This is a genomic window from Haemophilus parainfluenzae, assembly GCF_003252755.1.
Taxonomy (GTDB): domain Bacteria; phylum Pseudomonadota; class Gammaproteobacteria; order Enterobacterales; family Pasteurellaceae; genus Haemophilus_D; species Haemophilus_D parainfluenzae_N.
The window spans coordinates 320,103-345,821 of sequence record NZ_QEPT01000002.1 but is presented as its reverse complement, the minus strand read 5'-3'; the positions used below and the strand labels follow the sequence as shown (position 1 = coordinate 345,821).

Here is a 25,719-nt window from a genome sequence, read left to right as displayed (position 1 = left end):
AAAATTCTAACCTAGAGGGGAGTGTGGAAGACGCTCCCCTCTTTTCATTCCCGCCAATCCATTATTCTGAAATCCTAGATTAACTTTTCAGGATTTTTACGAATGAAACTCACCCTTGCAGCCTGTAGTTTTGAAATTGACCAAGCGAAGTATGGACGCATCCAGCTTTTGCCTTATGGCAAGTTTAGAGCTATTGACGGCAGACCGACAGATGTGGAGGCATGGTATGTAACCGATACAAACGGGGCTGATGTTGTGGCATTAGCTAACAGTCAGAAAAATCCCCTACCCATTGACTACGAACACCAAATCTTACATTCGCAGCAAAACGGCAAAGAGGCGCCTAGCGCAGGTTGGATGGAATATCTCTATTTTAACCCACAAGGAATTTTTGCTGACGTCCGTTGGACGGACAAAGCTGCGGAATACATCAAAAATGGCGAATATCGTTATATCTCTGCCGTGTTTGCTTATGACACGAATGGTTATGTTCGCAAAATCTTTCACGCTGCACTGACTAACAACCCCGCTTTAGACGGCATGGACGAAGTAATGGTTGCCGCCAGTGTGCAACTTTTAAATCAACAAAAGGAAAAGCCAGCAATGGACAAAAAATTACAAGCCGCCTTGTGCGCGTTGCTTGCATTAAAAGCAGACGCCAGCGAAGCGGAAATTACCGAAAAAGTGACCGCACTTTCTGCCGCTAAAGGCGATAGTCCAGTCGCACTATTAGATGTGTATGCCAAATTAGCGGAAAAAGAACAATCTGTCGCAGCACTCACTGCGCAGGCAGGCAAACCTGACCCAGCTAAATTCGTGCCAGTGGAACAGGTTGCAGCATTACAGGCTGATTTTAATGCGCTTAAAAACTCGGTAGAGACCGATAAAAAAGAGGCATTGATTCAGGCCGCCTTATCGCAAGGTAAGTTATCACCCGCGTTAAAAGATTGGGCTCAAAGCCTAAGCATTGAAGCGTTAACCGGTTATTTGGATAAAGCCGCGCCGATTGCTGCACTGGCTGGCGGCCATCAAGCGGAAGAAGATCCGAATAAAGGCAATGTTGCGGCATTAACCGCAGAACAACAAGCTGCCGCAAAAATGCTTGGCATTAGCGATGCGGATTACATTAAAAAATATCAGTCTCAGGAGGCTAAATAATGTCAATCAATAAAGCACAGGTGTTAAACCACATCACCGAAGCATTTCGAAAAGAATTTATCAAAGGCTTAGAAAACCACCCTACTCAGTGGGCCAAAATCGCGATGGAAATTCCATCTGCGACTAAAACCAATACTTACGGATTTTTAGGTAAATTCCCGAAAATGCGTGAATGGGTTGGCCAACGTCAAATCCAAAGCATGCAAGCCCAAGGCACAAGCATTACTAACAAAAAATTTGAATCAACCGTCGGTATTCTGCGCGAAGACATTGAAGACGATCAGGTCGGTTTATATACCCCAATGATGGAATTAGCGGGTCAGTCTGCTGCTGAATTACCTGATGATGAAGTATTCAGCTTATTGAAAAAAGGTAAAACTACACTGTGTTATGACGGTCAGAACTTCTTCGACACAGATCACCCGGTATTTGAAAAAGTAGATGGTACGGGTAACCAAACTACCCAAGTGAACTTGACTGTAGGTACGGATAACGATGCGCCAACGTTCTACATCGTGGATACCCGTTTACCGATTAAACCACTGATTTGGCAAAAACGCACCGCACCAGAAATTGAGCCGAAATTTGACCCGGCAAAATCCGAACACGTCTTCATGGAAGATGAATACTTATGGGGTGTACGCGCCCGTGGTGCGGCTGGTTTCGGCTTTTGGCAACTTATCCACCGCGTGGAAAAAACCAAATTAACCAAAGAAAACGTGCAAAAAGTCATTCAAACCATGAAAGGTTTGAAAGGTGACGGCGGTAAGGCATTAAACATTCAGCCGAATTTAATCCTGGTTCCAACTAACCTTGAATATGCGGCTAAAGAATTGTTTAAAACCAAACAAATCAACGGTACAACCAACATCCTTGAAAGTGAATTGGATGTGCTTGCCTCTCCGTTTATCAACGAATAACCAATCAGGGCGGGAAACCGCCCTAGGAGTTAATTATGGCTAAGAAAAACCCAAAAGACGAAGTAGCGCAAGACGTGCAAACATCACCGGATGTACAGGCGCAAAACCAAGCTGAAAACGGTGCAGATAACGCTGAAAGTGCGGTAGAAAATGTGGGCGAATCACAGACGGACGACAAAGAGGGACAAGTGATTGTGCCTATCGGTTATTCCGTGAAACTGCGTGAAATCCACCCACAGGCGAGTTATGGACGCTGTGGTTATCGCTTTAACAAAACCGATGCGGTTTACATCTCAGCGGATGACTTAACGGCAGAACAAACCTTAACCTTGGCGGAAGACCCTTGGTTAGAGCTTGTCCCGGTGTGTGAGGATTAAGCCATGTATGCAACGGTAAAAGATTTCGTTTTGCGCATCGGGGAGTTTCAAGCGATTCAGCTAACCGACCGTGACCGCGAAGGCGTGGTAAATGAAAGTGTGCTGACCATTGCGCTTTCGGATAGCACAAGCCAAATAGACGGTTATTTAAGTGCGCGTTATCGCTTACCGTTGCCGACAATCCCGCAAAATCTCACCCGCATTTGTTGCGATTTAACCCGCTATCGTTTGGCGAGTATGTCAGAAGTGACGATTACTGACGAGATTATCACGCGCTATAAATTGAGCTTAAAAGAGCTTGAGGACTTGGCGGCTGGGAAAATTTCGCTCGGCATTGATATTGAAGACGACCAACAAAGCGATGGCAATGTGGTGATGTTTACTAATCCGAACAATAGGATTTTTGGCCGTGATAACCGAAATTGAAAATGCACTGGTTGACCGCTTGACACGCGGCTTGGGACAGCTAGCCAATACCGTAAAAAGCTACGGTGGTGAGCTGGACGATGAAAGCCTTGGTGCGGGACGTTTGCCTATGGCGTTGGTGACGTTCGGCGGTGCGCGAATTGAGCCGATGGGCGTGCGCGGCACAGCGTTTCGCACCTCTGCTAAATTTGTGGTCATTGTGGCGGTGCGCTCATTGCGTAGCAACCAAGCTGCACGACAAGGTGGGGTGGATAAACGCGAGGTTGGTGCGAATCAGTTGATTTATGCGGTACGCCGATTGCTGGATACGCAACGCTTGGGCGGATTAGTTAAGCCGTTAAAACCGCTGGCGATTCGGACATTGTTTAACAATGCGCAGTTTTGCACTGCAAAAGTCACGGCGTATGCCATCGAGTATGAAGCCGTGTTTGATGATGTTGCACCACTTGAAGATGGTTTGTATCCGGAAAAAACACAAGACCCGACAAGTCCTGATTTTGTGTTTACCCATTATGCGGCCGAACTCTCCCCGGCGTCGCCAACCCTCGAGCAGGTGGACGGCAAACTGTATGACCCGAACAACAATGCCGAGGTCGGCTTTAGTGTAAAAACAAAGGATAAAAAATGATTGTAAAAGCAGCCCCAGGGGTGAAAGTCCCTTTAGAAAATCAGCCGTATGCCTACATTGAGCAGGAGCCGGTTGAAGTGGATGATTCTGTTTATTATCAGCGTCGTATTGCTGATGGTGACTTAATCGAAGTGCAACCAACCCGCAAGCAAAGAGGTGCAGGCAATGACTAACATTGAATTTGAAAAAATCCCGAATAGCTTACGCAAACCGGGTGTTTATACCGAATACAACGCCAAAGGCGCAGTAACTACACTGCCGACTAACGAGCAGGAAGTGCTAATTGTTGCGCCAATGGTGGGCGGTGCGACGGCATTTACCCAACCGGTGCGTGTGTATTCCGACCTTGACGCAGCGCAGGCATTTGGTGCCGGCTCATGGGCGCATTTAATGACGCGCATGGCGATTACTAACAATTCGCTCATCCGTTTATCTGTTATGGGGTTAGCGGATAGTTCTTCCGGTGTCGCGGCAAGTGGTAGTTTAGTATTGACCGGAACAGCCACCAGTCAAGGGGTTATGACAGCAACGATTGCCGGTATTGACTACAAAGTCGCTGTGGCAAACGGCGAAAAAGCCAAAGATGTTGCCGCCCGATTAAACGCTGTGATTAATGGTGCGACAGATTGCCCGGCAACGGCATCTGTGAGCGAAAGCACGATTACGCTTACGGCTAAATGCAAAGGTGCCATCGGAAATGAAATTAATTTAACCGCAACAAATACGGCTAAAGACATGACATTGTCCGCAACCGCTTTTGCCAACGGCGCAGAAAATGCGGATTTAGCCCCTGCATTAGCAAGTGTTGCCGGTACGCATTACCACGTCATTATTTCGCCGTTTGCGGACGATAAAAACGCCAAGGCCTTGCGCGAACATTTAGAGTCCGTGTCCGCTCCGTTAGAGAAAAAACCTGCTATCGGTGTGTTAGCGTGGCGTGGGTCAATGGCAACCGGCACAACTTATACCGAAAAAATCAACAGTGAGCGTATCACTTGCGGTTGGTATAAAGGTGCAGTCGAATCTCATGCCTTGATTGCTGCTGGGTATGGCGCAGTGATTGCAGGCGAAGAAGACCCGGCGCGTCCGTTAAATACCCTTGAAATTAAGGGCTTGACCGAAGTTGACCCTACACAAACGCCGTTATTGACCGAAGCGAATCAGGCGTTATATCACGGTTTAACCCCGATTACCGTTGTAAATCATCGTGTCCGCATTATGCGTGCAATCACGACTTACACCAAATCGGCAACCAATACGGATGACCCGAGCTACTTGGATTTAACCACCATCCGCACGCTGGACTATACGCGCAAAGCCATTGAACAGCGTATCGAATTACGTTTCCCTCGCGCCAAATTGTCTGCGCGTACACCGGATAAAGTGCGGTCAGAAATTCTGGACGTGTTGTTACGTCTGGAAAACGAAGAAATCTTGGAAAATGTGGCACAGCATAAAGCGAAATTGTTGGTGAAACGTAATGGCGTTGACCCTAACCGCTTAGATTGTGTCATCCCGACCGATGTGGTGAACGGATTACATATTGTCGCTAACCGTGTTGATTTGATTTTATAGGAGGCGTAAATGGCCCAAGAATTTGCCAGTTTAGGCATTGTCGAAGTGGACGGTCAAGAGATTGACTTAACCAAGTTAGATGTGCGTGTTACCACCGGTCGCAAACCGGTGAAAACTATCAACCGCAAAGGACGCGTGAAAGGCTTTGCAAAAGGCATTACCGAATATGCATTATCACTCACTGTTGTTGTGCCGTTAAACGCGGCAGAGCCTGATTGGGATAACGTGACAGATGCCAAAATTACGGTGGAAGAAGAAAACGGTAAACGAATCTCATACATCGGCTGTTTTACCACCGAAACCGGCACAAGCTATACCGTAGATAGTGAAGAAGTGCGCGATTTGCAAATGGTAGCGTTAGACAAGGTTGAGGAATAATGAAAATTCGTTTGAAACTTGGCGTGCTGTATAACGGCACGCTACATCATGACGTGTTAGTCAAAATTTTGACCGTGGGTGGTGAATGCCAAGCGTTGGAAGTTATCAGTGACCTTGGGTTAAGCGAAAAAGAAACGTTAAACACATCGGAACAAATGCTGGTTGACTTAGCGTATCTGGCACAGCAAGTCGAGTTTGATGGTATTCCGCGTGAGGCGGTGACTCCGGCATTCTTGTTGGATAACCTTGCCACTGATGATTATGTGTTGATTAACTATGCAATCAATCAATTGCGAAAAAAGCGCACGGGCGTTTCGGAAAACCCGGAGACGGCAAGCGAAGCGTAAAAAAACGCAATGTCAACGAAGTGTGGCAAGCGTACGAAAACTACCGCTCAGCAACGATTTTACTGGGTAAGTTTGGATTTACTGCGCAAGCCGTCTGGAATATGTGTCACGCGGAAGTCAGCGCATGGATTAACAGCTATTTAGCGAGTCAAGGCGCGAAAACCCAACATAATACCGACGAATCTACGACGTCCTATACATTTAAGCGTCGTAAAAATAAGGGGGCGTAAAGCCCCTTTTTTATTGCTTTAAATAACGTTTTAACAAGGTTTAAAAATGGCAAATATGGATGTCTCATTAATACTCAAGGCGAAAGATTACGCCAGTAGCGTAGTAAAAAGCGTTGAAAACAGTGTTAGCAAATCAACCAAGAATATCGAAAATCAAGCCCAACGCAGTGCCACCACGCAACAAAGAGCGATGCGTCAAACGGCACAAGTAACGGAGCAAAGCTACCGCCAAATCCAACAAGCGGCACGCAACCGCGAAATGCTGGGTGTGCGTAGTGAGCGCAGTATCCAAACCGAAATCAACCGCACCCGTGCGGCATACGACCAATTAAAAAGCAGTGGCATTGCTTCCGGGCGCGAATTAGACCGCGCCGCTGTGGCGACTAAACGCCGCATTGCAGAGCTGAACGCGGAAATAGGCAAAGTCTCCATGGGGCAACGTTTAGGCAATATTGGGCGAGGTATTGCCGGTTTAGCGGCAGGTGCGACCGCTGCTGGCATGGTGTTGGCACAACCCATGAAAAAACAAATGGATTATGACCGCTCTCTTGCGATGACCTCCAACACCGCATTCGCAGAGCGTGATGTGGCGGGACGTATTGCCGGTAAAGCAGAACTGAATAATGCCGTAAAAAGTGCGGTAGAAATTGGTGGCGGCACCAAGGAAGACGCCTTGGGTGCGTTAGATACCATGTTGGCCTCCGGTGCGGTGAAAGCCGATACCGCCATGAAATTGTTGCCAACATTACAAAAAGGAGCCACCGCAACAGGCGCAAATACCGACGACTTGGCGAAAATCGCCATTTCGGCAATGCAACAGTTTGACATCGGAGAAGACCAAATCGGCGAAGTGTTAGACAAAGCCGTAGCGGCAGGTCAGGCAGGTAATTTTGAATTGGCGGATATGGCGCGCTGGTTGCCTCAACAAATGGCAGCGGGTAAATCTGCCGGCTTAAAAGGTATGTCGGGGTTTGAGGCATTATTGGTCGCCAACCAACAGGCGCGTGTAACTGCCGGAACATCAGATGAAGCGGGAAATAACTTAGTCAATTTACTTGCAAAATTAACATCAAAAGAAACCTCAGACCGCTTTCGAAAACTCGACATAAAAGGCAAGGATGGTAAAGACCACGGGGTGGATTTTATCGCCTCAATGGAAGCTCAAAAGAAAAAAGGTAAAAACTCCATCGAAGCCTTTATGAGCATTATGGATCAGGTGATTGGTCAGGATGGTAAGTACCAAGCACTGCAAAAAAAACTTAAAAGCGCAAAAAAAGAAGATCAAGCTCAAGTCTTAAACGAAATGACTAACTTGGTGGAAGGCACGGCAATCGGGCAAATCATTTCAGATCGCCAAGCATTAATGGCGTTATTGGGTATCCGTAACAACGTGAGCCTCGGAAAAGAAGTAAAAGAAAGCCTGGATAAAAGCGAAGGTGCGGTGGATACCTCTCATGCGGTGATTAAAGATACCAACAGCTATAAACTGGAAGACGCAAAAAATAACGTAGATTTCGCACAAATGGAAGGCATGAAGGGCTTTAATGACGCGCTAGGTGATGTGAGTGTGAAAATTGCTGAATATGCCAAAGCTTATCCTGACTTAACAGGCAAAATTGTTACTGCAGGCACAGTAGTTGCATCTCTAAGTGCAGCCGCCATTACGGCAGCCGGGTCTTTGCGGTTATTGGGCGGTAAAGGCAGTTTAGGGCTTGGTGTGGGTGATGTCTTGAGTAAAGGTGCGGGTGTAACCGGTTCGGCTGGTGGCGTTGCAACTGCGGCGAGTACGACAAAAATGGGGCGTCTTGCTAAGTTTGGGCGAGGCGGCTTGCCGTTGTTGGTGTTCGGCGCAATGCTCGAAGGGTCGGAAAATTATGCGCCTTATATGGCAAAACAAGAAGAACGACAAGAAACCTTGGATGCCGCAACGAAAGACGCAAAACAGAAGTTCTACGCAGCAGCCTATCCAAGCAAATCGGTGTTTCAGTATGCCCCGCCTGTTCCCGCGCCTGAAAAGTCAGTTTGGTCTTTAGCGAGTGGCGGTTATGCACTTGGTGATGCCGCTAAACGAAAAGAGATTGCCGACGAACGCTTAAAGCGAGGCACATTAACACAAGAGGAATATAACCGTCGTGTGCAAGTGCCGGACTACAAAGCCGAATTTCAGCAATTAGGCACAACCATCAGCGAAGGGATGAAACAAGCGGTGGAAAGTCAGAACTTTACTATTCAGAATCAAATCCGCGTGGACTTAGACGGACGGACGATTGCGGAAAATACGTCCGAAAAACAATACCGAGAAATTAAACGGGGGTAAAAATGAAAGGTTGGACAATGCCAATCCAGCAGGCGTCTTATCGTGGCGTGCGGTTTGATGTGGTAAGTGTGGATGATAACTTAGAGCGCGCCACCATTACGCATGCGTATCCATTCGTAAACGGGGGCGATATTGAGGATTTAGGTTTAAATCCGCTCACCATCCAACTGCAAGCGGTGTTTTATGGTGAGGGGTATTACACCGATTTTAAACGCTTTTTATCCGCCCTGGAAAAACAAGGTGCGGCGGTATTAGTGCATCCGATTCGTGGTCGCTTGCAAAATATGCTTTGCACCTCGGCTTATTTTCACCACGAAGCGGATTTTGTGGACTATGTGACAGTTAGTCTTAGCTTTCAAGAGGCTACACCAGCAAAACCGATCTTTCTGTTTAATTTTTCTGTTTTTGGGCTGATTGATGAGCTATTAACCAAGCTCGAAGACTTGGTAGATGATGTATTGGAGCTATATGGCACCTTTATGGAGGGGATCTCTTTTGTCGCTAATGTCAAATCACGCTTATTAGGCTCGTTTGGCGCGCTTTACGGCTGTTTTGAGCAGGTGCGCGATATGTTTGACATGGACAAAAAAAAGCACGTGATTTCTGCTAATACACCGACTTCAAAAGAGGCGTTTAAACAACAAGGTGGCAAGGCTGTGCGCGACATGGCGAGCATGATTCGCGACGGCTTAACGGCTATTGCCAACCGTGACGACTTAACCGTGCGTGCAAGATTTGATGAGGTTACCCGCGCCGTGAAAAGTCTGCTTGAGATCGCACCAAATTTAAGCAATGGTAAAAACAGCAAGTCTAACAAATTGAAATCATTAACCTCATCTTTAACTGCTCAGGACACCAAGGAAATCTTCTGCGCCGTGCAGTTGTTGGCGACGGCGACTGTGTTGAAAATCGCTACGCAGTTTATTGAGGACGATTCGTTGATTCCGTCTGAAATTGATTACATTGTGACGGAATCTCGTTTACAAGCATTAGCAACGCTTAACACCTTGCGTGCGTTAGTGCAAGCGGAGCAAAACGCGATGACATTACATTACGTCAAAGATGATTTTGGTTTGATGTCATTAAGTGTGAAAAAACAAACAGGCGCAAGACAACTGCAAACACCGAACACGGGGCTTTATACACAGGCTTACAACACAGCGGAAAAACTGCGCCAACAAAGCCACAAATTGACCCAGCTTGCGTTGGCAGCGATTAACCGCAAGCCACCTTTAATTATTCGCACCGTGGAATTTGATAGCACGATTCAGCAAGTCGCGCATGCGTTTTATGGTGACTACACCCGCGCAGGTGAGCTGTTGCGCCTGAATCCGCACATTCGTTACCCGAATTTTATTGCACGAGGTGAGGTACTTAATGGCTACGCAAAATAACGGCTACCTGTTTAATAATGAGATTGTCGTTGAGATTGACGGCAAACAGCACAAAAACTGGAAAAGCTACGATATTGACAGCGATTTCTTGATTCCTGCGGACGCGTTCAATTTCAGCATTGGTGTGCCGTCAGACAATACCGTGCTGGCGGATTATTCCGGCAAAACGGCAAAAGTACTGATTAACGGCGAATTGGTGCTAACCGGCATTGTTGACACCACACAGCATTCCATTTCCAAAAACGACCGCACTTTTAGCCTGAACGGGCGCGATAAAGCCTCTATTTTGGTGGACTGCTCCGCGCCGATTACCAACGTGAAAGGCTTGACGGTGTTAGATGCGATTAAAAAAATTGTAGAGCCGCTAGGCATTAAAAAAGTCGAATTGCGAGCGGAATCTAACCCGACGTTAGATAAAGTTGACATCGACATAGGCGAAACCGCCTGGAATGCGCTTATCCGTTGCGCCAATTCGGCGGGGTTGCACGCATGGTTTGACCCTGCCGGCACGTTGATTGTGGGCGGTGCGGATTACAGCACACCGCCGGTGGCGACGTTATGTTGCATGAAAGACGGCAAGCGCAACAATTTCACGCAGGCAAGCCTAACCACGGATGTGTCGCAAAGTTTTTCGGAAATTACGTTTCTTGCACAACGGCACGGGCGCACAGGTGATGACAACAAGAACGACCTGAAATGGGTGTTTAAAGATGATGCTGTTGAGACCTACAAGCCGAAAACTGTGATTGTATCCGACGTGGAAAATTTGGAAGCCATGAAAAAATGGGCGAAAAAGTACATTGCGGACAGTATTTTAAACAGTTTTACTCTGATGATTACCGTGCCTGACCATAAAACGCAGGACGGTGTGTTATGGACGCCAGGGCAACGTGTGCATGTGATTTGTGAGGAATACGACATTGACGCGATTTTCTTTTTGATGGGCCGTCGTTTTGCCTTGAGCCGACAAGGCGGCACAACCACAGAACTGCGCTTAAAACAAGATGGTGTGTGGACGCCTGACGCTTATGCGAACAAATCGAAAGAAGCACGCAAGCGAAAAGGTAAAAAAGGCAAGAAAAAGAAAGGCGATTTGATTGTATTGGATGGGGATTAGTATGAGACGATTGGGACAAGCAATAAGACAACACACAGAAAGCGCCTTGGGTGCAGTACGCCAAGCCTTTCGCGGAAAGTTGAATTTAGTCAAAAGCGCGGACAATATCCAAAAAGTACAGGTGTCCGGATTAGCGGACGAAACCTTACAAGACGTGGAATTGATGCAACAATTTGGCTTAACGTCTGTGCCGCCTGCTGGTACGCAAGTGGTAGTATTGCCCATGGGTGGGGAAACGACACATTCTATCGTTATCGCTACCGAAAATGGATCTTTTCGGGTTAAAAATTTGAAATCGGGCGAAACTGCCGTTTATGATGAAAGCGGAAGCACGATTATTTTAAAACAAGGTCGATTAATCGAAATTGATTGTGATATATTAAAAATAACCGCTACCACAAAAGTTGAAATTAGTAGCCCAGTTGTAGAGACAGACCATGTGTTTACTGCACAAGGGCAAATCAACGGAAATGGCGGCATGGCCGTTCAAGGCGGTTCTGGCGCGTCATTTACCGGTAACGTAACGCAAACAAAAGGTAGCTTTACTACTGATGGCGACGTGACTGCTAATGGTAAATCCCTTATTAATCACACTCACCGCGGTGATAGCGGTGGCGTAACCGGGAAACCTCAATAATCCCAAATGAAAGGCGGTGTGGAACTCTCTCCCCGCCTTTTTCTTCCTCCTTTCTTTTACTCTGTCAGCATGGACAGAGAAATCAGCCCGCTTACCGGGGACTATACAAATTCGCATATCAGTACACTGCAAAATGCTGTGTATGTCAGACTGACTACACCTTTAGGCTCGTGGTGGGCAAATGGGCGTGTAGGTTCTCTGCTCCATACTATTCAACGGGAAAAAGACTTAAGCCGTGTTGGCATGTTGGCGCAACAATATGCCGAAGAGGCGTTACAGCCGTTAATTGATGACGGTCGCGCACGTGAAATCATTGTAACGCATGAACAACCGCACAACGGCAAAGTGCTTCTTTCAATATCTGTGACCGACAGCCGGGGCGAACAATACACGTTTAAACACCCCGTAAACGTCATTTAAAAGGTGTTTAAATCGTGTTTATTGTGCCAAACCTTGAAGAAATCCGCGCCAGTCTGTTGCGCGATTATCAAACGTATTATCCCAATGCCGACACGTCCGAAGACAGTGACGCTTATGCCCGTGCCAGTAGTTTGGCCGCATGCGCTGAAGGGATTTACGCCCATCAAAAATGGCTAATTAAACAGTTTTTCCCCGACACAGCTGACACTGAATTTTTAGAAAAACACGCAGGGTTACGCGGTTTGCGCCGACGAAACGCCACTTATGCAGCAGGTAAAGGCGCTACTGTTAGTGGTAATCCTGATGCAGTGATTGCCGTAGGGCTACAAATCAAAACCGAAGATGGACGTTTTTATGAGACAACCGAAAGTGCGGTAATTCCCGCTAGTGGTTCGGTGATTGTTGCGGTGCGCTCCCTTGCTACGGGGGCAGCGCAAAATATTAAAACGGCTACAAAAGGATCGTTTATGGCAGCGCCTGTTGGCGTGAGCACGGATGTTGTATTAAATGACGTGGTGGGGGCGACCAATGCCGAAAGCGATAGCTCATTGTTGGAGCGTTTGCTTAATAAAATCCGCCGACCCGCAGCAGGTGGCAATAAATACGATTACAAAGACTGGGCGTTAGAGGTGGATGGCGTTGAACAAGCGTATGTTTACCCGCTACGCCGTGGGCTTGGCACAGTAGATATTGCGATTACGGCCGATAATGGCGTGCCAAGTGATGACACGGTACGTCGCGCCCAAGAATATATCGACCAAGAGCGCCCGGTAACCGCAAAAGAAAGCAAAGTCGTTAAACCTGACGTGACGAAAATCAATTTTAATATTCAGGTGAAAATCAGCGGTGTGGCATTAAATGACATCAAAATCGCGATTAGCAATGCCCTGACTGATTATTTTAACGGTTTGATTCCGGGCGATGATTTGATTGTGTCGCAGTGCGAAGCTGTTGTAAGCGATTTAATTGGCGTGGTTGACCGCCGTTTTATTGCCCCGAATGCCAACCGCAAAGCTGATGTGATTAACAAAATTGAATGGTTCCGCTTGGGCGAAATCACCGTGACGGAGATGGCTTAATGCAGCACGCTAATGTATTGAAACAGCTTTATCCGCCCGTGAGTTACAACATCAATGGTAAACACTTTATCGCACAATGTGAAGTGGACGGCAGTGCATTTGACCGCTTACAACAAAGTGCAGAAGAGGTATTGGCCGCAATTGAGCCAGCCACCTCAAACCAAATGTTATCCGATTGGGAGCGTATTTGCGGGATTAAAACGGATTTAACGAAATCTTATCAAGAACGGGTTAAACGCGTCATCGTGCAGCTTAATGCCGTAGGTGGATTGTCTATTCCATACTTTACGCGCATTGCAGAAAGTATCGGTTATCAGATTCAAATCAAAGAGTTTTCGCCTTTACAAAAGGACCTGCCTAATCCTGGTGACCTGGTGCAATTTCGCAATGAGCCCCGCGAGAGCTTGATTTATATGTGGCGGGTGACAGTGTTAAACGGTGACGACAATATTGTGTATTTCCGCGCTGGAAGTTCGTTTGCCGGTGATCACCTAGTCGAATTTGGTGATCCGATAATTGAAGAGTTCTTCAGAGACTTAAAACCCGCTCATACATACTGTTACTTTGCATATCAATAGAGACCAAAAAAAATGAAAACGTTACTACCCGAAATTAATTCCGCTGACAAGCGCTTTCATGCCGGTAATCCCGCAACAGGTGAGCAAGGCACACGCGTGACAGACACGTGGCTTAACGACGTTCAAAACCGTGTGCGAGACGTGCAAGCGGAAGCGCATTATGTGTTACAAAAAGCGGGATTTACCCCGAAGGCAGAAACACAAACGCAGTTATATCAAGCGATTGTGAAAATCATTGATGATAACAGAAAGTCCGCCAGCACAACGCAAAAAGGCGAGGTGCAACTTTATTCCGGCTATGATTCGGAATCAGAAGAAATGGCTGCTACACCTAAGGTCATTAAAATCCTGAAAGGCTTTATTGATTCGGTTGTACGTAGTTTGACAAATTACATCCCCAACAGCAAAAAATCATCAGCCGTTAACAGTAATAGCTCAGACACAGTGGCAACAAGTGCGGCTGTTAAAATGGCGAATGATAACGCTAACGACCGCGTAGCCAAATCGGGCGATACGATGACAGGCAATTTGTCTCTTAAACAAGGCAATTATAGTGGCCTTAATGTATACAACAATGATGGCTATTATACTCGACTTGAGGGTAATCCTCACAATGCCAATAACTTATTGACATTTGTTTATCGAACACCACAAGGCGCCAACATAGCCTCCGTAGGTTTTCCCAAAAAAAATGGCACAATCGCTTATATTGATGATGTAGTTCTTAAAAGCGGTGATTCTATGACTGGTATTTTGTATTCCGTGGGCATTTCGTCCAAACATTATGGGTATGGCGACTATGCTCATCAATATACAAGCGGTGCCCCGTTTTTAGTTAACGCCGAAGGGTCGCAAAACCGTGATACATATCATCCATTTGTCAAAGGGTTGGTGCGGTCAAAAGGACGTTATGGCGCAGGGTTTTCTTTTGGTTACACAACTAAACAAGGTGCAGGTGATGGCTTTGGGCGAGGAATTATTAATCTCATTGAAGATAACGGTACAAGTAAAAATTGGGGCTTCGAACATAATGGCGACTTTTATTCTGCCGGTGATATTAGAACATCGAGTGGTAAGTCTTTAAATACTGCCGTACAGCTCAGTGATTATCGCTCTCAATGGGGACAGACAGGATGGGTTAAATTGCCTAATGGGCTAATTTTACAATGGGGGAAGACACCAGTAATTCATGATGAAAATAGCACCGATATTGTTTTCCCAATCGCATTCCCGAATAAGGTTTTAAATATTCAGTTGACCGAAAATCAAATGCGTACCGTTGCAGCACATGCCACACACTTGGCAGCGCTTAATGTAACTAATTCAAAATTCACATTCAAAATTAATTCCACTTTGCCTATTGATTCATCGGCGGATTGGTTTGCTATTGGATATTAATGAGGTTTAAAAAATGTATTTTTACGACAAAACCACAAATGGATTCTATATAGAGGGTTTACACGAAATTCCTCAAGGCGCGACGGGAATTAGCGAAGAAACCTACCGCACTTTATTAGATGGACAAGCCGCCGGTAAGCAAATTATTGCCAATAAGCAAGGTAATCCAGTTTTAGTTGACCCACAACCAAGTGACGCACATGAATTAAATCTTGATACGCTGACGTGGGAAATTTCAGGCGAAAAACAAACCGCACTTTTAACAGAAAAGCGCAACCGCCTAATCGAGCAAATTGACAGCCACGCGGCAGCAATTTATAGCACTTGGACACGGTTTGAAAGCGAATACCGTGAACGTCAAGCAGCAGCTGAAGCCTACAAATCCGCAAATTATGAAGGGGACTGTAGTCGTTATATCACCGATTTTGCTCTACGTGCTGGGTTGGATAATAAGGCTGCGACAAATCTTATCTTAATGCAAGCTGCTGGGCTGGAGAAACTACTGGTTGAGCTGGCTAACCAGCGCATGCGCAAGTATGAGCTCAAAGCACCTAATCTCAAACTTGAGCAAATGCAGTCAATCTATGATGACATCATCAAACAAATGGATCACTTAATGGAGGCGTATAACAATGGCTGATAAGGTTTATTTAGCACTTTACAAACACAAACGCTCTTTCCTTAAAGAACCGCTTAAAGCGATCGCAGATGCAGTAACGCGCTTTCTAACAAAAGGTAAATACTCCCATTGCGAGCTGGTTATTGCACAGATTAACTTCACTACTGGTCATCACTACGAATACGAGACAATATACCAGTGTTTTTCATCATCTGTGCAAGATGGTGGTGTTCGTCGCAAAGAAATTGACGTTATGGACGGCAAGTGGGATTTAATCGAACTACGCAACGTAGATCCAAATCAAATTGTGAATTATTTCGACTGGACAAAAGGCATGAAATACGACTGGTGTGGTGCTATCGGTATAGTACTTGGTATCAAACAAAAACGGTCGAAATATTTTTGTTCTGAATGGTGCTATAACGCATTAAATCAAGGTAACCAAGACGGATGGCGATTTAGTCCGAATGATTTGGCAGTGATTTTTAAAAGAGGATAAATAACATGAAAATCGGTGACACAATAAAATTACGTAACGGCAATGCTGGCACTATCGTCTATGAGAGCCCATTTGGCAAATTATTAATCGTTGAGCATAACGGTGATGAGTTACCACCAACTCATTGGCATAATGCGGATGGTACGTTTTATGCAGATTGTACAAGTGATTTAGATGTAGTTCAGGAATAAAGACGGCGACACTATCTGTGCGGGAACACGGATAATGCCAGCTAAGCAGAATGAGCCTGCATATAGCTATATGCCGCCTACCTCGCGAGGCAGGCGGTATTTTAACAAAACCGCTAAAAATGGGAAAGTATATGCAGAATTTAAAAGAGATCCGTTGCCAATGTTGCAACAAATTATTGGCAAAAGTCGGCACAGTGAAACATTTAGAAATCAAATGTAGTCGCTGTAAAACCATTAACCATATTAATTAACTTGATTTGAGTGTCGGAGTGTCAAGAACACCGGAACGCCATAGATAAGGAGGAAAAAACTATGGCAAATCAAGCTAAAAGAAACTTTAAGCAAGCCCCATTACCGTTTGTCGGTCAAAAGCGCAACTTTTTAAATCACTTTAAAGCGATTTTAAACGAGCAGATTCCGGGTGATGGTGAGGGCTGGACGATTGTTGATACGTTCGGTGGCTCAGGCTTGCTTAGTCATACTGCAAAACAACTCAAACCGCGCGCCCGCGTGATTTACAACGACTTCGACGGTTACGCCGAGCGCATTAAGCATATCGACGACATTAACCGCTTGCGGGCGCAAATTGCGGCGTTGTTAGTGGATATCCCACGTCAAAAGCGCATCACCAATAAAGCGCTCAAGGCGCAGATTATTGACACCATTAAAGCGTTTGACGGCTATGTTGACCTTGCCACGCTAACTAGCTGGCTGTTGTTTTCTGGGCAACAGGTCGGCACGTTTGAGGAGTTATGTGCCAAGGACTTTTGGCATTGTTTACGCCAGTCAGACTACCCATCTGCAGACGGTTATTTGGACGGCGTTGAGGTGGTGTCCGAGTCGTTTCACACGTTGCTCTCACGCTTTAGTGCCGACCCACAGGCGGTATTTGTACTTGACCCGCCCTATCTTTGCACTAAACAAGAGAGCTACAAGCAAGCGCACTACTTTGATTTAATCGACTTCTTACGATTAGTCAACATCACCCGCCCGCCGTATATCTTCTTCTCGTCCACTAAGAGCGAGTTTGTGCGGTTTATTGAGTACATGCAACAAGATAAGGTGGATAACTGGCAGGCGTTCGATGGCGCGCAGCGGGTAGCAATTAAGGCGGCTCTTAACTACCAAGGCGAGTATGAGGACAATATGGTGTACAAATTCTGATGTCGCCGACATTAATGTCGGAGAGATAATTCAAAGCCCTTTAAACATAGTTTAAGGGGCTTTTAAAAATAGTCGTTAAATTGCACGACTCATTGCTGACAGGCAGACAAAACGGTGGCATTTTGATGTTGCCGTTTTTGTTTTTAAGGTACAGTGATTGTACGTAAAAATTAGCGGTTAATAGCAGGTCTTTATTTTTAGATTTGACGTAGCGTTATCTTATATAATTGCATCTTTATTTGCATAGGTGAAAAAAATAAATCTATGCAAATAAAAATACTGGTTTATGCAAATAAATTTGCGCGCTTACAATAATGTAAAACCCGATCATTAAATGTATATTTCAGTACAGAATATAAAGTTTGTAATCGTTGCTGCCCATCATAAACTAACGATTTACTTTGCCCCCATCTACCTTCTTCAACTGACTTATTGAATTTATTTGATGCGTAATCAGTTAAGAATAGTCGGAAAGGTACTTTAGCTGAATTTTCCCATACAACAATCCCACCGATAGGATAACCTTGCAATAAAGAATCTAATAATAAGCACACATAATCTTCAGAATTATTGCGATTTCCCCAAACATACTGGCGTTGCACTTCTGGCAAATACCAACCGTTTGTATTGGCATTAATTTTATCTAAAACTTCACGAATGGAGATTCCTTGGTAAGACATAATTTTTCCTTATTAGAATGTTAAATCACAAAGTGAATTATAAAAGTTTCATTTAAGAATAACCACAGATAAATCATCATAAAATCCTTGTTTCGCAATTAATTTACGACACACCGTCAATCGAGATTTATCATTATCATATTGTTTCCAAATCTTTTCTCTCATTTCTGCTGAAAGACTATCTGTTAATCCGTCAGAACACAGTAATAAACTTTCCCCTTGTTGAATTTCAATTTCTTGATAAAAAATTTTATTTTGAAATTCGGAATAATCCGCGACTAAACAAGAAGAAACGCCGCCATAAATCGTGGCAAAGTCTTCTTCTTTTTTATCGGAGAAATCAGCCAATAATTCAGAAAGAATAGAATGATCTTGCGTAATTTTTTGCCAGTTTCCTTGGGCATCAATCAAATAAGCACGGCTATCCCCTACACTGAGAATTTTGGCTTTACGGGTTATTTGATCAATCTCTGCTGCCACAAAAGTGGTTGCTGAGCCAAAATAATCCTCCGCTAATTCTGCTGATAAACTGGATTGTAAATCGTAGATCGTTTGACGGCTTATGCTTTCCATTTGGCTTAATAATTGCATTGCCAACTTGCTCGCTTTTTCAGGTCGGTTGCTATTGGAAATACCATCTGCCACGCCCACAATAAAGTGCGGTCGGTTTTCAAGACGTTTTTCAGCCGTTTTGAGTTTATATTGAAACACCGCCTCGCCATTAAAAAGAGCATCTTGGTTGTGTCGCTTGTTGCTGCCAATTTGTTGGCAAAAGGTTATTTCGCAAAAATTTTCCATTATTCAACCGCTTGTTGAGAAAGATTTAGAAGGCGATCAATCGCTTTTAGCGCATCTAACGCTTTCATTTCGAGACTTAAAAAGTGCATTTTCGGCACGCCTGCATCTTGTGGGTTAATACGGATAAATCCACCCTTTTTTGCTTTCGCCGTACGTTCAGAAAATCGACGCACAGTTGGAATGGCTTTCCCCGCACCAAGTTCGATGACGACGAGATTTTGCACTTCTTTTAACCATAAATCGAGCTTATTTCGTTTTAAATTTTGATAATTACTGCTGTAAAAATAATCGTCAAACATAAGCACATTTTGTCTTGCTAAACGCTGACAATAAGGGCAACGAGGCGGCTCACTCAATAAGCGTAAGTTTTCGTTATCCACCACTGGTTGAAATTCTTTTGCTGACCAACTTAAATCGCGGCAATTATGCGCACACTGCAAACGCTCTAATGTGCCATGAACTTCATAAATGCGCCCTTCTTCAAACCCCGCTTTCTGAAAATGCCCATCCACATTGCTTGTAAAAACAAAATAACCATGCAGTTTGCTTTCTGCCCAACGTTTTAAAATTTGGTAGCCCTCATGCGGGATTGTTGCGCGATATTGCGATAAGCGATGCCCATAAAACCAATAAGCTAACTCTTGATGGGTTTCATAAGCCAATGGTGTCGCAATATCCTGGAAATTGATATTTTGCCCTTTAAACATTGGGTAGGCATTCCAAAATCCGCCAACGCTTCGGAAATCTGGTAACCCTGAATCTACACTCATTCCCGCTCCTGCAGTAATTAAAATACCATCCGCTTTGCGGATAAGTTCCACTGCATAATTTAAGTCATTTTTCATAATACTTTTCTCTGTCCATTTTTCATTGGTGAAATAATTCCAGCTTCTTCTAGTTGTTCTACAATTCTCGCAGCTCGATTAAAGCCTAAACTAAATTTGCGTTGAATCCGTGAACCAGATGTAAATTTTTCTTGTTGCACGAATTTTTTTACATCCTCAAAAAGCGGATCGCGTTTAAAAGTCACTTTCATTGCCATAAGTTTGCTCCTGTGTTGTTTATATAGAAAGGGCTTAAGAGCCTTGTAAAAAGTAAAAAATCTCTCTTTTATGGAAAAAATTATATGGAAGGAAGCGACAGTTCGTGTCGCTGCGAATATTACAAGCGGTTATTTTTAGAAAATCTTCACAAATCTAGAATAGATTTGATAATAAAGAGCTTAAAAGAATCAATTATCCGGAAATTCCGGATAGTTTAATGAAAGGATGAAAAGACAGGGTTAAACATTATAATGTAGATGACCCTTTTTAGAGATTAGTAGTTTATCTAAGGATCTCATTATGTATATGCTAAAGCAAGAGAAAGATAAATAGCGACCGAAGTCGCTATTTATCTATCAACGTTAAACTTAATAAAAAATTATTTACATAATTCTTTTACTGACTCTACTAATGCTTCCATTTTGTCGTAAGAATTGATGCCACTTGGGCCACCAAAAAATGGGCAAACACAAATTAAAGTATCATTGTACTTGCGATAGAAGATATTAAATTCTTTCAACGCTTTAGTTTCATATACGGCTTCTCCAGTAAAAAACTTAAAGAAGTTATCTTTTTCAGTGACTCCCGTACAAATAATAACTTTAGGATGACATTCATCTATAAGTTGACGATAAAAAGCACCACGATTTTCAACGCACCACTCTCTATATTCATTGAATGTTTCAAATCCTGTCATCTTAATGAATTGATCATTCCATTTAATTGATGATCTATTTTTAAAATTGATTGGTAGCATATTTAATTTGAAACCAATACCTTGTGGATAAAGCACATCGTATTTTTTAACAAAATGCTCCGCACTTTCTCCATTTTTCCAATCTAAATTGTAGTAGTACCACAAAACCAACATATTTTTCTATTATATTGAGTAGTCCAACTACCATCAAAATCATCCTCTACCCAAGAATGCGGTATTAATTTAGGACTTAAACTAAATTTCTCATAAAAATCATCTGGCGAGCTTTCATCACCTATTCCCCATTCTAATCCACAAAACCATACTTCTGATTTAGGATTTCCACCATCGCCTCCTGCGAAAGACACCGCTATTTTTTTAAATTCTTCTGTTACCATTATTCTTATCCTCATTATTTAAGTAGATTTGTCCAAATCCCTATGGTTTCTTCTTGAATTATACCTTTTTCTTGACCTAATTTTATTGCCAGTTGCTGTAAACTTTTAGCCAACTCAGGATGACCGCAATAATTTAAACTACGAATGATGCGGGAAATCTTCTTACTTTCATGCCCAATATTTCGTAGCCAAACTTTACGTTCAGTTAATTCAGGTTTAGGGTAAATTTTATTACACTCACGGTATAAACAGAAGTAATCCAGAATAAAATCAATAGAATGTAAAAATTTCTTTTGAATAGCTTCATTTTCAATAAAAAATATTCGGTCTTTCTCATTAAAAACTGGCACTGAACGATTCCATTTGGAACTTTCAGTAACGGGTAAAAGCCAAGGAATATATAAATAAGCATCACCAACCATTCTTTTTGGCATTGCCCACATATCTTGCAAAGATAAATTATGTTGGCTTTTTCTTTGTTCTAAATAAAATTCAATTACTGGATGCATACGTTTCTCATTAATTCATTAGCAATGAAATAGCGACCGAAGTCGCTATTTATGTAAAAAAGTGCGGTCATTTTTCTATGAGTTTTTGATGTTCTCTAATAACTCTGCCACAACCTTAGGTACCCCCTCGCCTGCTTTTTCTTTTATGGCAATCACTTGCTTACGAACAAATCCTGTATTGGGATTTGGATCGATCAAATAGATAAGTGAACCATATGGAGCGAGATTTACCAATCCATTAGCTGGATAAACTTGTAATGAAGTGCCAATAACAATCACAATATCTGCCTTTTTCACTAACTTTTCTGCTTTAGGAAACATAGGTACATTTTCCCCAAAAAAGACTATATGTGGACGCATTGGATGACCGTGATTATCCTTATCCTCTAACAGTTGATCACCCAAACATGGAACAATGTAATCGGTATTAAAACTGCTGCGAGCTTTATTCAATTCTCCATGTAAATGGAGTACGTTAGTACTTCCCGCTCGCTCATGTAAATCATCTACATTTTGAGTGATTATATGAACTTCATAAAACGCTTCCAATTCAACCAACGCCAAGTGTGCTGCATTAGGCTCTGCCGCTTGAGCATTACGACGTCGTTCATTATAAAACGCCAATACTTTTGCACGGTTTTTCTTTAAGGCTTCGGGCGTGCAAACTTCTTCTACTTTATGCCCAGCCCACAAGCCATCTTCCGCTCTAAAAGTAGGAATACCACTTTCGGCACTAATTCCAGCGCCCGTTAATACCACGCAAATTGGTTTATTTTTTTCTGTCATTTTTCAGGCTCCTTTTTGTTCTAAAATTTCATCAACCTGTCTATCTCTTCCCATCATACCTAAAATATTCCCTGCTTTATAAAGGGGTTGATAAGTATAGCTTTCAATATGCAAGAATGGCTTCTCTGAAAGGCGTTGGAAATATTGTTTTAGCTGTGATTTTGAGCGTAATAACACATCATATTCGGCTTGAATATGAGCACACATTGCTTCAATACGCATTTTAAATTCATCACTGAGATAAGGGCTGATAATTAAATAGACCGTTTTCTGTTCGGTTGCTGTTTCATCCGTATAAACACATGACAAATTAAACACTTGCCATTTATAGCGATCTGCAAAAGCACCAATGATTCGACTTTGCTCCTCATTTTCAACTTGCACAAGTGCGGTCGGCTTTTTCAAGCAATCTTGCAAAATATCACTTGGTGTAAAAGGCCCGCAATCTAAGTAAGATAGTACACAGTTCCAGTTAGCAAATTGTTCAGTACAAAAATGTAAGTGTTTGCCTTCGAATTTATCTGCTCCATTTTTAGTGCGATCATCAATTAAATAATCGCCTTGGTTCAGGTTTTTATGGTGAGATAAAATTAACCGCTTGTATAATGCCGAGCCTTTTTCTTCACCGAAATAATGCTGAATCCACTTAACTTTATCGCTCCAAGCGGATGGATTATGCCAAGGAGCGGTAGAAAGTGCGTAAATATGATATTTCTTCATCAATTTATGAACGGCAGAAATTGCGTTTGGCATCGGCTCCATTAAGCTAAAAATGCCCTCAACTTCATCATATCGACCTTCATACTCTTGCTTGGTTTTCTCATCTAATTTTGCAATTCCAGACGGGAAATCAACCATCACATTATCCATATCAATATAAACAATTTTCTTCATTTTAATGCCCTCTCTGTTGATGGCTTAATGATAAAAGATGAAGCGACAATTTATGTCGTTAGGCATTTTCGTCTAAATAAGTGCGGTCAATTTCTTGGTAATCTTCACCAAAATGGGCAATCCACCATTCCAGCATAGCGCTCTCAATCACGGTAGCGGAAATTTCATATTCTGTGCCACAATCTTTTACCGTTTGATCAGTTGATAATGGTGTTTCTGTTAAAAATCCGCCCGTTTGTTTATCAATGCGGAAAGTTAAGCGTATTTTCTTACCAGAACTAAAACCAAAGTTTTGGCTTTCTATATGCGATTTTAGGCTAAATTTCGGGCGTTCAAATTGCATCGTACTGACATCAACTGAAATAAATCGATGTAATGCAAGATGTCTAATCGCTCCACTCTCATATTGAACCACCAAATAAGTACTTGGACCTTGCTGCACTAATGCAAGGGGTTTAACTTGAGCATCACGTATATTTCCATCATTCTTACGATAGCTCATGTTAATGTATTTATTATGATAAAGAGCAATACTTACTTTATTGAATACTTCAGGATCAATCTTTGCTGGTAATAATGGCTGGCTAGTTGGAGCAATCCCGGCTTTATTCAACCACTCAGAGGCTTCCTTTTTCTGATTTTTGCCATAAGCCAAATTATATTCAGCCTGTTTAAAAAAACCGTCCATCGATTGCATAATATTGGTTGGCAAAATACCGGTTAAATATTGTTTTGCTAGCATCAACACTAACGATTGTTGTTCATTTAAAATAGGCATATCCAAGCCTTTAGCATCAGGCTTCCAGCGATAGCTATACGGTTTATCATTAGTATTGCAATCAATTTCAAACTGCTCACATAACGTATTTAGTGCACGCTGAATACTACGTAAATCACGCTCAATACCTAATGCGAGCAATTTCTCTCGCAATTCTAATGAGCTAATGGAATAGTTTTTCGGAATTAAACGTAATAGTTCGAGGTGAAATTTTAGGGAAGATGATTCGGACATAATTGCCTCATAAATAAAAATATTTTCTTTAATCATATAAAAAATCGGGCAATTTTTAAACTGCCCGATTAGTTTCTATTTTTGACCGCACTTTATGCTTTTACGGTATCAATACGTTCGAATGACAACACTTTATTTTCTAACTGACGAAGTAATAAAGTGGCAATGCCGGTAATGATGAGATAAATTCCACCTGCGATACCGTAGATAGTGAGTGCATCATATTCGGTACCGTAAAGTTGGCGGGCATATCCCATAATATCCATGATCGTGATGGTAGAAGCTAATGCTGTACCTTTAAATACCAAAATAATTTCATTGGTATAAGAAGGGAGAGCACGTTTTAATGCATAAGGAATTAGGATTTTTAACGTCTGCAGACGACTTAACCCTAATGCTGCACAGCTTTCCCATTGACCTTTAGAGATCGCTTTTACTGCCCCATGGAATAATTGGGTTGAATAAGCGGCACTATTTAAGGCTAAAGCTAACGCTGCACAGAACCATGCGTTGGAGAATAATCCCCATAATGGACTGTCCACCAACCATTGGAATTGTCCTGGACCCGCATAAATTAAGAAAAACTGCACTAAAAGCGGGGTCCCTGTAAATAAAACAAGGAATAAATTGACCGCACTTTTCACCAATTTATTGCCAATAGAAAGCAAGAAGGTTAGTCCCAATGCTAAGAAAAAGGCAATAAACAAAGATACGACTGTAAGCAACAGGCTAGTCGGAATGCCTTGAGCAATCACTGCTAAATACTCTTGAAACATTATTCGACTCCCCGTTCAAATCGAGTGAAACGTAATTCTAATTTGCGAATACCCGCTTGGCTGATCAACGTAATCACTAAATAAATCAACGCAGCAATACCATACCAAGTAAAAGGTTCATGAGTATTTGTATTGATGTACCCAGCCTGACGCATTAAATCATCAACACCAATTAATGACACCAATGCCGTATCTTTTAATAACACGAGCCATTGATTGCTTAAGCCCGGTAAAGCGTGTCGCCATACTTGTGGCATAATCAAATGGATGAAGGTATAAGGACGGCTTAATCCTAACGCTGCACCTGATTCCCACTGTCCTTTTGGAATAGCTTGAATCGCACCACGTAAGGTTTGTGAGGCATAAGAGGCAAAAATCAAAGACAATGCAAATACACCACAACCAAAGGCACTGAATTCAATATACTCGCCCGTTAGCATTTCCACGACTTGGGTTGAACCAAAATAAATCAGTAGAACCACCAAGATTTCCGGTAAACCACGCAATAAAGCAATCACAACAGAAGCTGGTTTCGCAATAAAGACATATTTATTCGCTTCTAAGGCGGTAAAAATAATACTGAGCAATAAACCGACAATTAACGAGCAAATAGCAAGCCCTAAGGTCATTAGGGCTGCATGTCCAATTAATGTAAGATAATCATAAAACATAGA

At 43.1% G+C, this 25,719-nt stretch carries 35 protein-coding genes; 23 read left to right on the top strand and 12 right to left on the bottom strand.

From position 1 onward, the window contains the following. Window positions 1-102 precede the first annotated feature (102 nt). The 23 genes from DPV95_RS04115 (at window position 103) to DPV95_RS04005 (ending at window position 17,452) form a co-directional block, all read left to right on the top strand. The gene (locus DPV95_RS04115; protein ID WP_111406680.1) at window positions 103-1,158 is read left to right on the top strand and encodes a phage protease; all 1,056 of its coding nucleotides are present in this window, start codon (window positions 103-105) and stop codon (window positions 1,156-1,158) included. Next, entirely contained in the window at window positions 1,158-2,078 is a 921-nt protein-coding gene (locus DPV95_RS04110; RefSeq protein ID WP_111406679.1) for a Mu-like prophage major head subunit gpT family protein, read from the top strand. The genes DPV95_RS04115 and DPV95_RS04110 overlap by 1 nt, the downstream gene beginning before the upstream one ends. Window positions 2,079-2,113: 35 nt before the next feature. Beyond that, window positions 2,114-2,455, top strand: coding sequence for a hypothetical protein (locus DPV95_RS04105; RefSeq protein WP_111406678.1), 342 nt, complete (start codon window positions 2,114-2,116; stop codon window positions 2,453-2,455). Between the two features lie 3 nt (window positions 2,456-2,458). Next, window positions 2,459-2,881, top strand: a complete 423-nt coding sequence (locus tag DPV95_RS04100; RefSeq protein ID WP_109059470.1) for a gp436 family protein — start codon at window positions 2,459-2,461, stop codon at window positions 2,879-2,881. Further along, entirely contained in the window at window positions 2,865-3,509 is a 645-nt protein-coding gene (locus DPV95_RS04095) for a phage protein Gp37 (protein WP_111406677.1), read from the top strand. The genes DPV95_RS04100 and DPV95_RS04095 overlap by 17 nt, the downstream gene beginning before the upstream one ends. Next, window positions 3,506-3,682 (top strand): DUF2635 domain-containing protein, encoded by a 177-nt coding sequence (locus tag DPV95_RS04090; RefSeq protein ID WP_111406676.1) that lies wholly within the window; start codon window positions 3,506-3,508, stop codon window positions 3,680-3,682. The genes DPV95_RS04095 and DPV95_RS04090 overlap by 4 nt, the downstream gene beginning before the upstream one ends. Beyond that, window positions 3,675-5,084, top strand: coding sequence for a phage tail sheath subtilisin-like domain-containing protein (locus DPV95_RS04085; RefSeq protein WP_111406675.1), 1,410 nt, complete (start codon window positions 3,675-3,677; stop codon window positions 5,082-5,084). Before DPV95_RS04090 ends, DPV95_RS04085 begins: the two co-directional genes overlap by 8 nt. A 9-nt stretch (window positions 5,085-5,093) precedes the next feature. Beyond that, window positions 5,094-5,462 (top strand): phage tail tube protein, encoded by a 369-nt coding sequence (locus tag DPV95_RS04080; protein ID WP_111406674.1) that lies wholly within the window; start codon window positions 5,094-5,096, stop codon window positions 5,460-5,462. After that, window positions 5,462-5,809: a hypothetical protein gene (locus tag DPV95_RS04075; RefSeq protein WP_111406673.1), complete on the top strand. Its 348-nt coding sequence runs from the start codon at window positions 5,462-5,464 to the stop codon at window positions 5,807-5,809. The genes DPV95_RS04080 and DPV95_RS04075 overlap by 1 nt, the downstream gene beginning before the upstream one ends. A gap of 20 nt (window positions 5,810-5,829) precedes the next feature. Continuing rightward, window positions 5,830-6,039 carry a hypothetical protein gene (locus DPV95_RS04070; protein ID WP_111406672.1) on the top strand — a complete coding sequence of 70 codons (210 nt, stop codon included), beginning with the start codon at window positions 5,830-5,832 and terminating at the stop codon, window positions 6,037-6,039. A 46-nt stretch (window positions 6,040-6,085) separates the two neighbouring features. Next, window positions 6,086-8,356, top strand: coding sequence for a phage tail tape measure protein (locus DPV95_RS04065; protein ID WP_111406671.1), 2,271 nt, complete (start codon window positions 6,086-6,088; stop codon window positions 8,354-8,356). A gap of 2 nt (window positions 8,357-8,358) precedes the next feature. Beyond that, window positions 8,359-9,750: a DNA circularization protein gene (locus tag DPV95_RS04060; protein ID WP_111406670.1), complete on the top strand. Its 1,392-nt coding sequence runs from the start codon at window positions 8,359-8,361 to the stop codon at window positions 9,748-9,750. Beyond that, window positions 9,734-10,867 (top strand): phage baseplate assembly protein, encoded by a 1,134-nt coding sequence (locus DPV95_RS04055; RefSeq protein WP_111406669.1) that lies wholly within the window; start codon window positions 9,734-9,736, stop codon window positions 10,865-10,867. The genes DPV95_RS04060 and DPV95_RS04055 overlap by 17 nt, the downstream gene beginning before the upstream one ends. Before the next feature lies 1 nt (window position 10,868). Further along, window positions 10,869-11,504 (top strand): phage baseplate assembly protein V, encoded by a 636-nt coding sequence (locus tag DPV95_RS04050; RefSeq protein ID WP_111406668.1) that lies wholly within the window; start codon window positions 10,869-10,871, stop codon window positions 11,502-11,504. 69 nt (window positions 11,505-11,573) lie between these two features. Next, window positions 11,574-11,924 (top strand): phage GP46 family protein, encoded by a 351-nt coding sequence (locus DPV95_RS04045; RefSeq protein ID WP_111406734.1) that lies wholly within the window; start codon window positions 11,574-11,576, stop codon window positions 11,922-11,924. Window positions 11,925-11,938: 14 nt separating this feature from the next. Further along, window positions 11,939-13,003 (top strand): baseplate J/gp47 family protein, encoded by a 1,065-nt coding sequence (locus tag DPV95_RS04040; RefSeq protein ID WP_111406667.1) that lies wholly within the window; start codon window positions 11,939-11,941, stop codon window positions 13,001-13,003. Then, window positions 13,003-13,581: a YmfQ family protein gene (locus DPV95_RS04035; protein WP_111406666.1), complete on the top strand. Its 579-nt coding sequence runs from the start codon at window positions 13,003-13,005 to the stop codon at window positions 13,579-13,581. The genes DPV95_RS04040 and DPV95_RS04035 overlap by 1 nt, the downstream gene beginning before the upstream one ends. A 12-nt stretch (window positions 13,582-13,593) precedes the next feature. Beyond that, the gene (locus DPV95_RS04030; RefSeq protein WP_111406665.1) at window positions 13,594-14,979 is read left to right on the top strand and encodes a phage tail protein; all 1,386 of its coding nucleotides are present in this window, start codon (window positions 13,594-13,596) and stop codon (window positions 14,977-14,979) included. A 13-nt stretch (window positions 14,980-14,992) separates the two neighbouring features. Beyond that, on the top strand, window positions 14,993-15,619 hold the full coding sequence (locus DPV95_RS04025) for a hypothetical protein (RefSeq protein ID WP_111406664.1): 627 nt from the start codon (window positions 14,993-14,995) through the stop codon (window positions 15,617-15,619). Further along, complete coding sequence (locus tag DPV95_RS04020) at window positions 15,612-16,097, top strand: enoyl-CoA hydratase (RefSeq protein ID WP_111406663.1); 486 nt, start codon at window positions 15,612-15,614, stop codon at window positions 16,095-16,097. Before DPV95_RS04025 ends, DPV95_RS04020 begins: the two co-directional genes overlap by 8 nt. Before the next feature lie 5 nt (window positions 16,098-16,102). Continuing rightward, window positions 16,103-16,288 (top strand): hypothetical protein, encoded by a 186-nt coding sequence (locus DPV95_RS04015; RefSeq protein ID WP_111406662.1) that lies wholly within the window; start codon window positions 16,103-16,105, stop codon window positions 16,286-16,288. 131 nt (window positions 16,289-16,419) lie between these two features. After that, window positions 16,420-16,539 carry a zinc finger domain-containing protein gene (locus DPV95_RS04010; protein WP_081281225.1) on the top strand — a complete coding sequence of 40 codons (120 nt, stop codon included), beginning with the start codon at window positions 16,420-16,422 and terminating at the stop codon, window positions 16,537-16,539. Window positions 16,540-16,600: 61 nt separating this feature from the next. Further along, a complete protein-coding gene (locus DPV95_RS04005) occupies window positions 16,601-17,452 on the top strand; it encodes a hypothetical protein (protein ID WP_111406661.1) in 852 nt (283 codons plus the stop codon). Between the two features lie 284 nt (window positions 17,453-17,736). On the opposite strand, the gene DPV95_RS04000 is transcribed toward DPV95_RS04005, so the two are convergent. From DPV95_RS04000 to artQ, 12 genes are all read right to left on the bottom strand, one after another. After that, entirely contained in the window at window positions 17,737-18,132 is a 396-nt protein-coding gene (locus DPV95_RS04000; protein ID WP_243583151.1) for a DUF262 domain-containing protein, read from the bottom strand. 48 nt (window positions 18,133-18,180) lie between these two features. Beyond that, window positions 18,181-18,930 carry a PP2C family protein-serine/threonine phosphatase gene (locus tag DPV95_RS03995; RefSeq protein ID WP_049367819.1) on the bottom strand — a complete coding sequence of 250 codons (750 nt, stop codon included), beginning with the start codon at window positions 18,928-18,930 and terminating at the stop codon, window positions 18,181-18,183. Next, window positions 18,930-19,775: an SIR2 family NAD-dependent protein deacylase gene (locus tag DPV95_RS03990; protein WP_049367820.1), complete on the bottom strand. Its 846-nt coding sequence runs from the start codon at window positions 19,773-19,775 to the stop codon at window positions 18,930-18,932. Before DPV95_RS03990 ends, DPV95_RS03995 begins: the two co-directional genes overlap by 1 nt. Continuing rightward, window positions 19,772-19,972 carry a DNA translocase FtsK gene (locus DPV95_RS03985; RefSeq protein WP_049364440.1) on the bottom strand — a complete coding sequence of 67 codons (201 nt, stop codon included), beginning with the start codon at window positions 19,970-19,972 and terminating at the stop codon, window positions 19,772-19,774. The genes DPV95_RS03990 and DPV95_RS03985 overlap by 4 nt, the downstream gene beginning before the upstream one ends. Window positions 19,973-20,352: 380 nt before the next feature. Beyond that, window positions 20,353-20,844 carry a hypothetical protein gene (locus DPV95_RS03980; RefSeq protein WP_165818922.1) on the bottom strand — a complete coding sequence of 164 codons (492 nt, stop codon included), beginning with the start codon at window positions 20,842-20,844 and terminating at the stop codon, window positions 20,353-20,355. After that, complete coding sequence (locus DPV95_RS10620) at window positions 20,814-21,068, bottom strand: hypothetical protein (RefSeq protein WP_165818921.1); 255 nt, start codon at window positions 21,066-21,068, stop codon at window positions 20,814-20,816. Before DPV95_RS10620 ends, DPV95_RS03980 begins: the two co-directional genes overlap by 31 nt. Before the next feature lie 14 nt (window positions 21,069-21,082). Beyond that, window positions 21,083-21,577: an opioid growth factor receptor-related protein gene (locus DPV95_RS03975; RefSeq protein ID WP_049367822.1), complete on the bottom strand. Its 495-nt coding sequence runs from the start codon at window positions 21,575-21,577 to the stop codon at window positions 21,083-21,085. Window positions 21,578-21,652: 75 nt separating this feature from the next. Beyond that, the gene (locus tag DPV95_RS03970) at window positions 21,653-22,363 is read right to left on the bottom strand and encodes an SIR2 family NAD-dependent protein deacylase (RefSeq protein WP_049367823.1); all 711 of its coding nucleotides are present in this window, start codon (window positions 22,361-22,363) and stop codon (window positions 21,653-21,655) included. Window positions 22,364-22,366: 3 nt separating this feature from the next. After that, the gene (locus tag DPV95_RS03965; RefSeq protein ID WP_049367824.1) at window positions 22,367-23,257 is read right to left on the bottom strand and encodes a 5' nucleotidase, NT5C type; all 891 of its coding nucleotides are present in this window, start codon (window positions 23,255-23,257) and stop codon (window positions 22,367-22,369) included. A 58-nt stretch (window positions 23,258-23,315) separates the two neighbouring features. Continuing rightward, complete coding sequence (locus DPV95_RS03960) at window positions 23,316-24,272, bottom strand: helix-turn-helix transcriptional regulator (protein WP_192830372.1); 957 nt, start codon at window positions 24,270-24,272, stop codon at window positions 23,316-23,318. Between the two features lie 89 nt (window positions 24,273-24,361). Next, on the bottom strand, window positions 24,362-25,045 hold the full coding sequence (gene artM / locus DPV95_RS03955; protein WP_049367825.1) for an arginine ABC transporter permease ArtM: 684 nt from the start codon (window positions 25,043-25,045) through the stop codon (window positions 24,362-24,364). Continuing rightward, entirely contained in the window at window positions 25,045-25,716 is a 672-nt protein-coding gene (gene artQ / locus DPV95_RS03950) for an arginine ABC transporter permease ArtQ (RefSeq protein WP_005696554.1), read from the bottom strand. Before artQ ends, artM begins: the two co-directional genes overlap by 1 nt. Between the last annotated feature and the right edge of the window lie 3 nt (window positions 25,717-25,719).

What these genes read in the sequence shown, in the direction of transcription:
- DPV95_RS03985 (WP_049364440.1), bottom strand. Translation starts at nt 19,972, where the DNA reads ATGGCAATGAAAGTGACTTTTAAACGCGATCCGCTTTTTGAGGATGTA.
- DPV95_RS04090 (WP_111406676.1), top strand. Translation starts at nt 3,506, where the DNA reads ATGATTGTAAAAGCAGCCCCAGGGGTGAAAGTCCCTTTAGAAAATCAG.
- DPV95_RS04115 (WP_111406680.1), top strand. Translation starts at nt 103, where the DNA reads ATGAAACTCACCCTTGCAGCCTGTAGTTTTGAAATTGACCAAGCGAAG.
- artM (WP_049367825.1), bottom strand. Translation starts at nt 25,045, where the DNA reads ATGTTTCAAGAGTATTTAGCAGTGATTGCTCAAGGCATTCCGACTAGC.
- DPV95_RS04035 (WP_111406666.1), top strand. Translation starts at nt 13,003, where the DNA reads ATGCAGCACGCTAATGTATTGAAACAGCTTTATCCGCCCGTGAGTTAC.
- DPV95_RS04025 (WP_111406664.1), top strand. Translation starts at nt 14,993, where the DNA reads ATGTATTTTTACGACAAAACCACAAATGGATTCTATATAGAGGGTTTA.
- DPV95_RS04020 (WP_111406663.1), top strand. Translation starts at nt 15,612, where the DNA reads ATGGCTGATAAGGTTTATTTAGCACTTTACAAACACAAACGCTCTTTC.
- DPV95_RS04075 (WP_111406673.1), top strand. Translation starts at nt 5,462, where the DNA reads ATGAAAATTCGTTTGAAACTTGGCGTGCTGTATAACGGCACGCTACAT.
- DPV95_RS03965 (WP_049367824.1), bottom strand. Translation starts at nt 23,257, where the DNA reads ATGAAGAAAATTGTTTATATTGATATGGATAATGTGATGGTTGATTTC.
- DPV95_RS04010 (WP_081281225.1), top strand. Translation starts at nt 16,420, where the DNA reads ATGCAGAATTTAAAAGAGATCCGTTGCCAATGTTGCAACAAATTATTG.
- DPV95_RS04015 (WP_111406662.1), top strand. Translation starts at nt 16,103, where the DNA reads ATGAAAATCGGTGACACAATAAAATTACGTAACGGCAATGCTGGCACT.
- DPV95_RS04030 (WP_111406665.1), top strand. Translation starts at nt 13,594, where the DNA reads ATGAAAACGTTACTACCCGAAATTAATTCCGCTGACAAGCGCTTTCAT.
- DPV95_RS04085 (WP_111406675.1), top strand. Translation starts at nt 3,675, where the DNA reads ATGACTAACATTGAATTTGAAAAAATCCCGAATAGCTTACGCAAACCG.
- DPV95_RS04005 (WP_111406661.1), top strand. Translation starts at nt 16,601, where the DNA reads ATGGCAAATCAAGCTAAAAGAAACTTTAAGCAAGCCCCATTACCGTTT.
- DPV95_RS04065 (WP_111406671.1), top strand. Translation starts at nt 6,086, where the DNA reads ATGGCAAATATGGATGTCTCATTAATACTCAAGGCGAAAGATTACGCC.
- DPV95_RS04105 (WP_111406678.1), top strand. Translation starts at nt 2,114, where the DNA reads ATGGCTAAGAAAAACCCAAAAGACGAAGTAGCGCAAGACGTGCAAACA.
- DPV95_RS10620 (WP_165818921.1), bottom strand. Translation starts at nt 21,068, where the DNA reads ATGGTAACAGAAGAATTTAAAAAAATAGCGGTGTCTTTCGCAGGAGGC.
- DPV95_RS04110 (WP_111406679.1), top strand. Translation starts at nt 1,158, where the DNA reads ATGTCAATCAATAAAGCACAGGTGTTAAACCACATCACCGAAGCATTT.
- DPV95_RS04100 (WP_109059470.1), top strand. Translation starts at nt 2,459, where the DNA reads ATGTATGCAACGGTAAAAGATTTCGTTTTGCGCATCGGGGAGTTTCAA.
- DPV95_RS03970 (WP_049367823.1), bottom strand. Translation starts at nt 22,363, where the DNA reads ATGACAGAAAAAAATAAACCAATTTGCGTGGTATTAACGGGCGCTGGA.
- DPV95_RS04045 (WP_111406734.1), top strand. Translation starts at nt 11,574, where the DNA reads ATGGACAGAGAAATCAGCCCGCTTACCGGGGACTATACAAATTCGCAT.
- DPV95_RS04060 (WP_111406670.1), top strand. Translation starts at nt 8,359, where the DNA reads ATGAAAGGTTGGACAATGCCAATCCAGCAGGCGTCTTATCGTGGCGTG.
- DPV95_RS03975 (WP_049367822.1), bottom strand. Translation starts at nt 21,577, where the DNA reads ATGCATCCAGTAATTGAATTTTATTTAGAACAAAGAAAAAGCCAACAT.
- DPV95_RS03990 (WP_049367820.1), bottom strand. Translation starts at nt 19,775, where the DNA reads ATGAAAAATGACTTAAATTATGCAGTGGAACTTATCCGCAAAGCGGAT.
- DPV95_RS03995 (WP_049367819.1), bottom strand. Translation starts at nt 18,930, where the DNA reads ATGGAAAATTTTTGCGAAATAACCTTTTGCCAACAAATTGGCAGCAAC.
- DPV95_RS04080 (WP_111406674.1), top strand. Translation starts at nt 5,094, where the DNA reads ATGGCCCAAGAATTTGCCAGTTTAGGCATTGTCGAAGTGGACGGTCAA.
- DPV95_RS04055 (WP_111406669.1), top strand. Translation starts at nt 9,734, where the DNA reads ATGGCTACGCAAAATAACGGCTACCTGTTTAATAATGAGATTGTCGTT.
- DPV95_RS04050 (WP_111406668.1), top strand. Translation starts at nt 10,869, where the DNA reads ATGAGACGATTGGGACAAGCAATAAGACAACACACAGAAAGCGCCTTG.
- DPV95_RS03980 (WP_165818922.1), bottom strand. Translation starts at nt 20,844, where the DNA reads ATGTTGGTTTTGTGGTACTACTACAATTTAGATTGGAAAAATGGAGAA.
- DPV95_RS04000 (WP_243583151.1), bottom strand. Translation starts at nt 18,132, where the DNA reads ATGTCTTACCAAGGAATCTCCATTCGTGAAGTTTTAGATAAAATTAAT.
- artQ (WP_005696554.1), bottom strand. Translation starts at nt 25,716, where the DNA reads ATGTTTTATGATTATCTTACATTAATTGGACATGCAGCCCTAATGACC.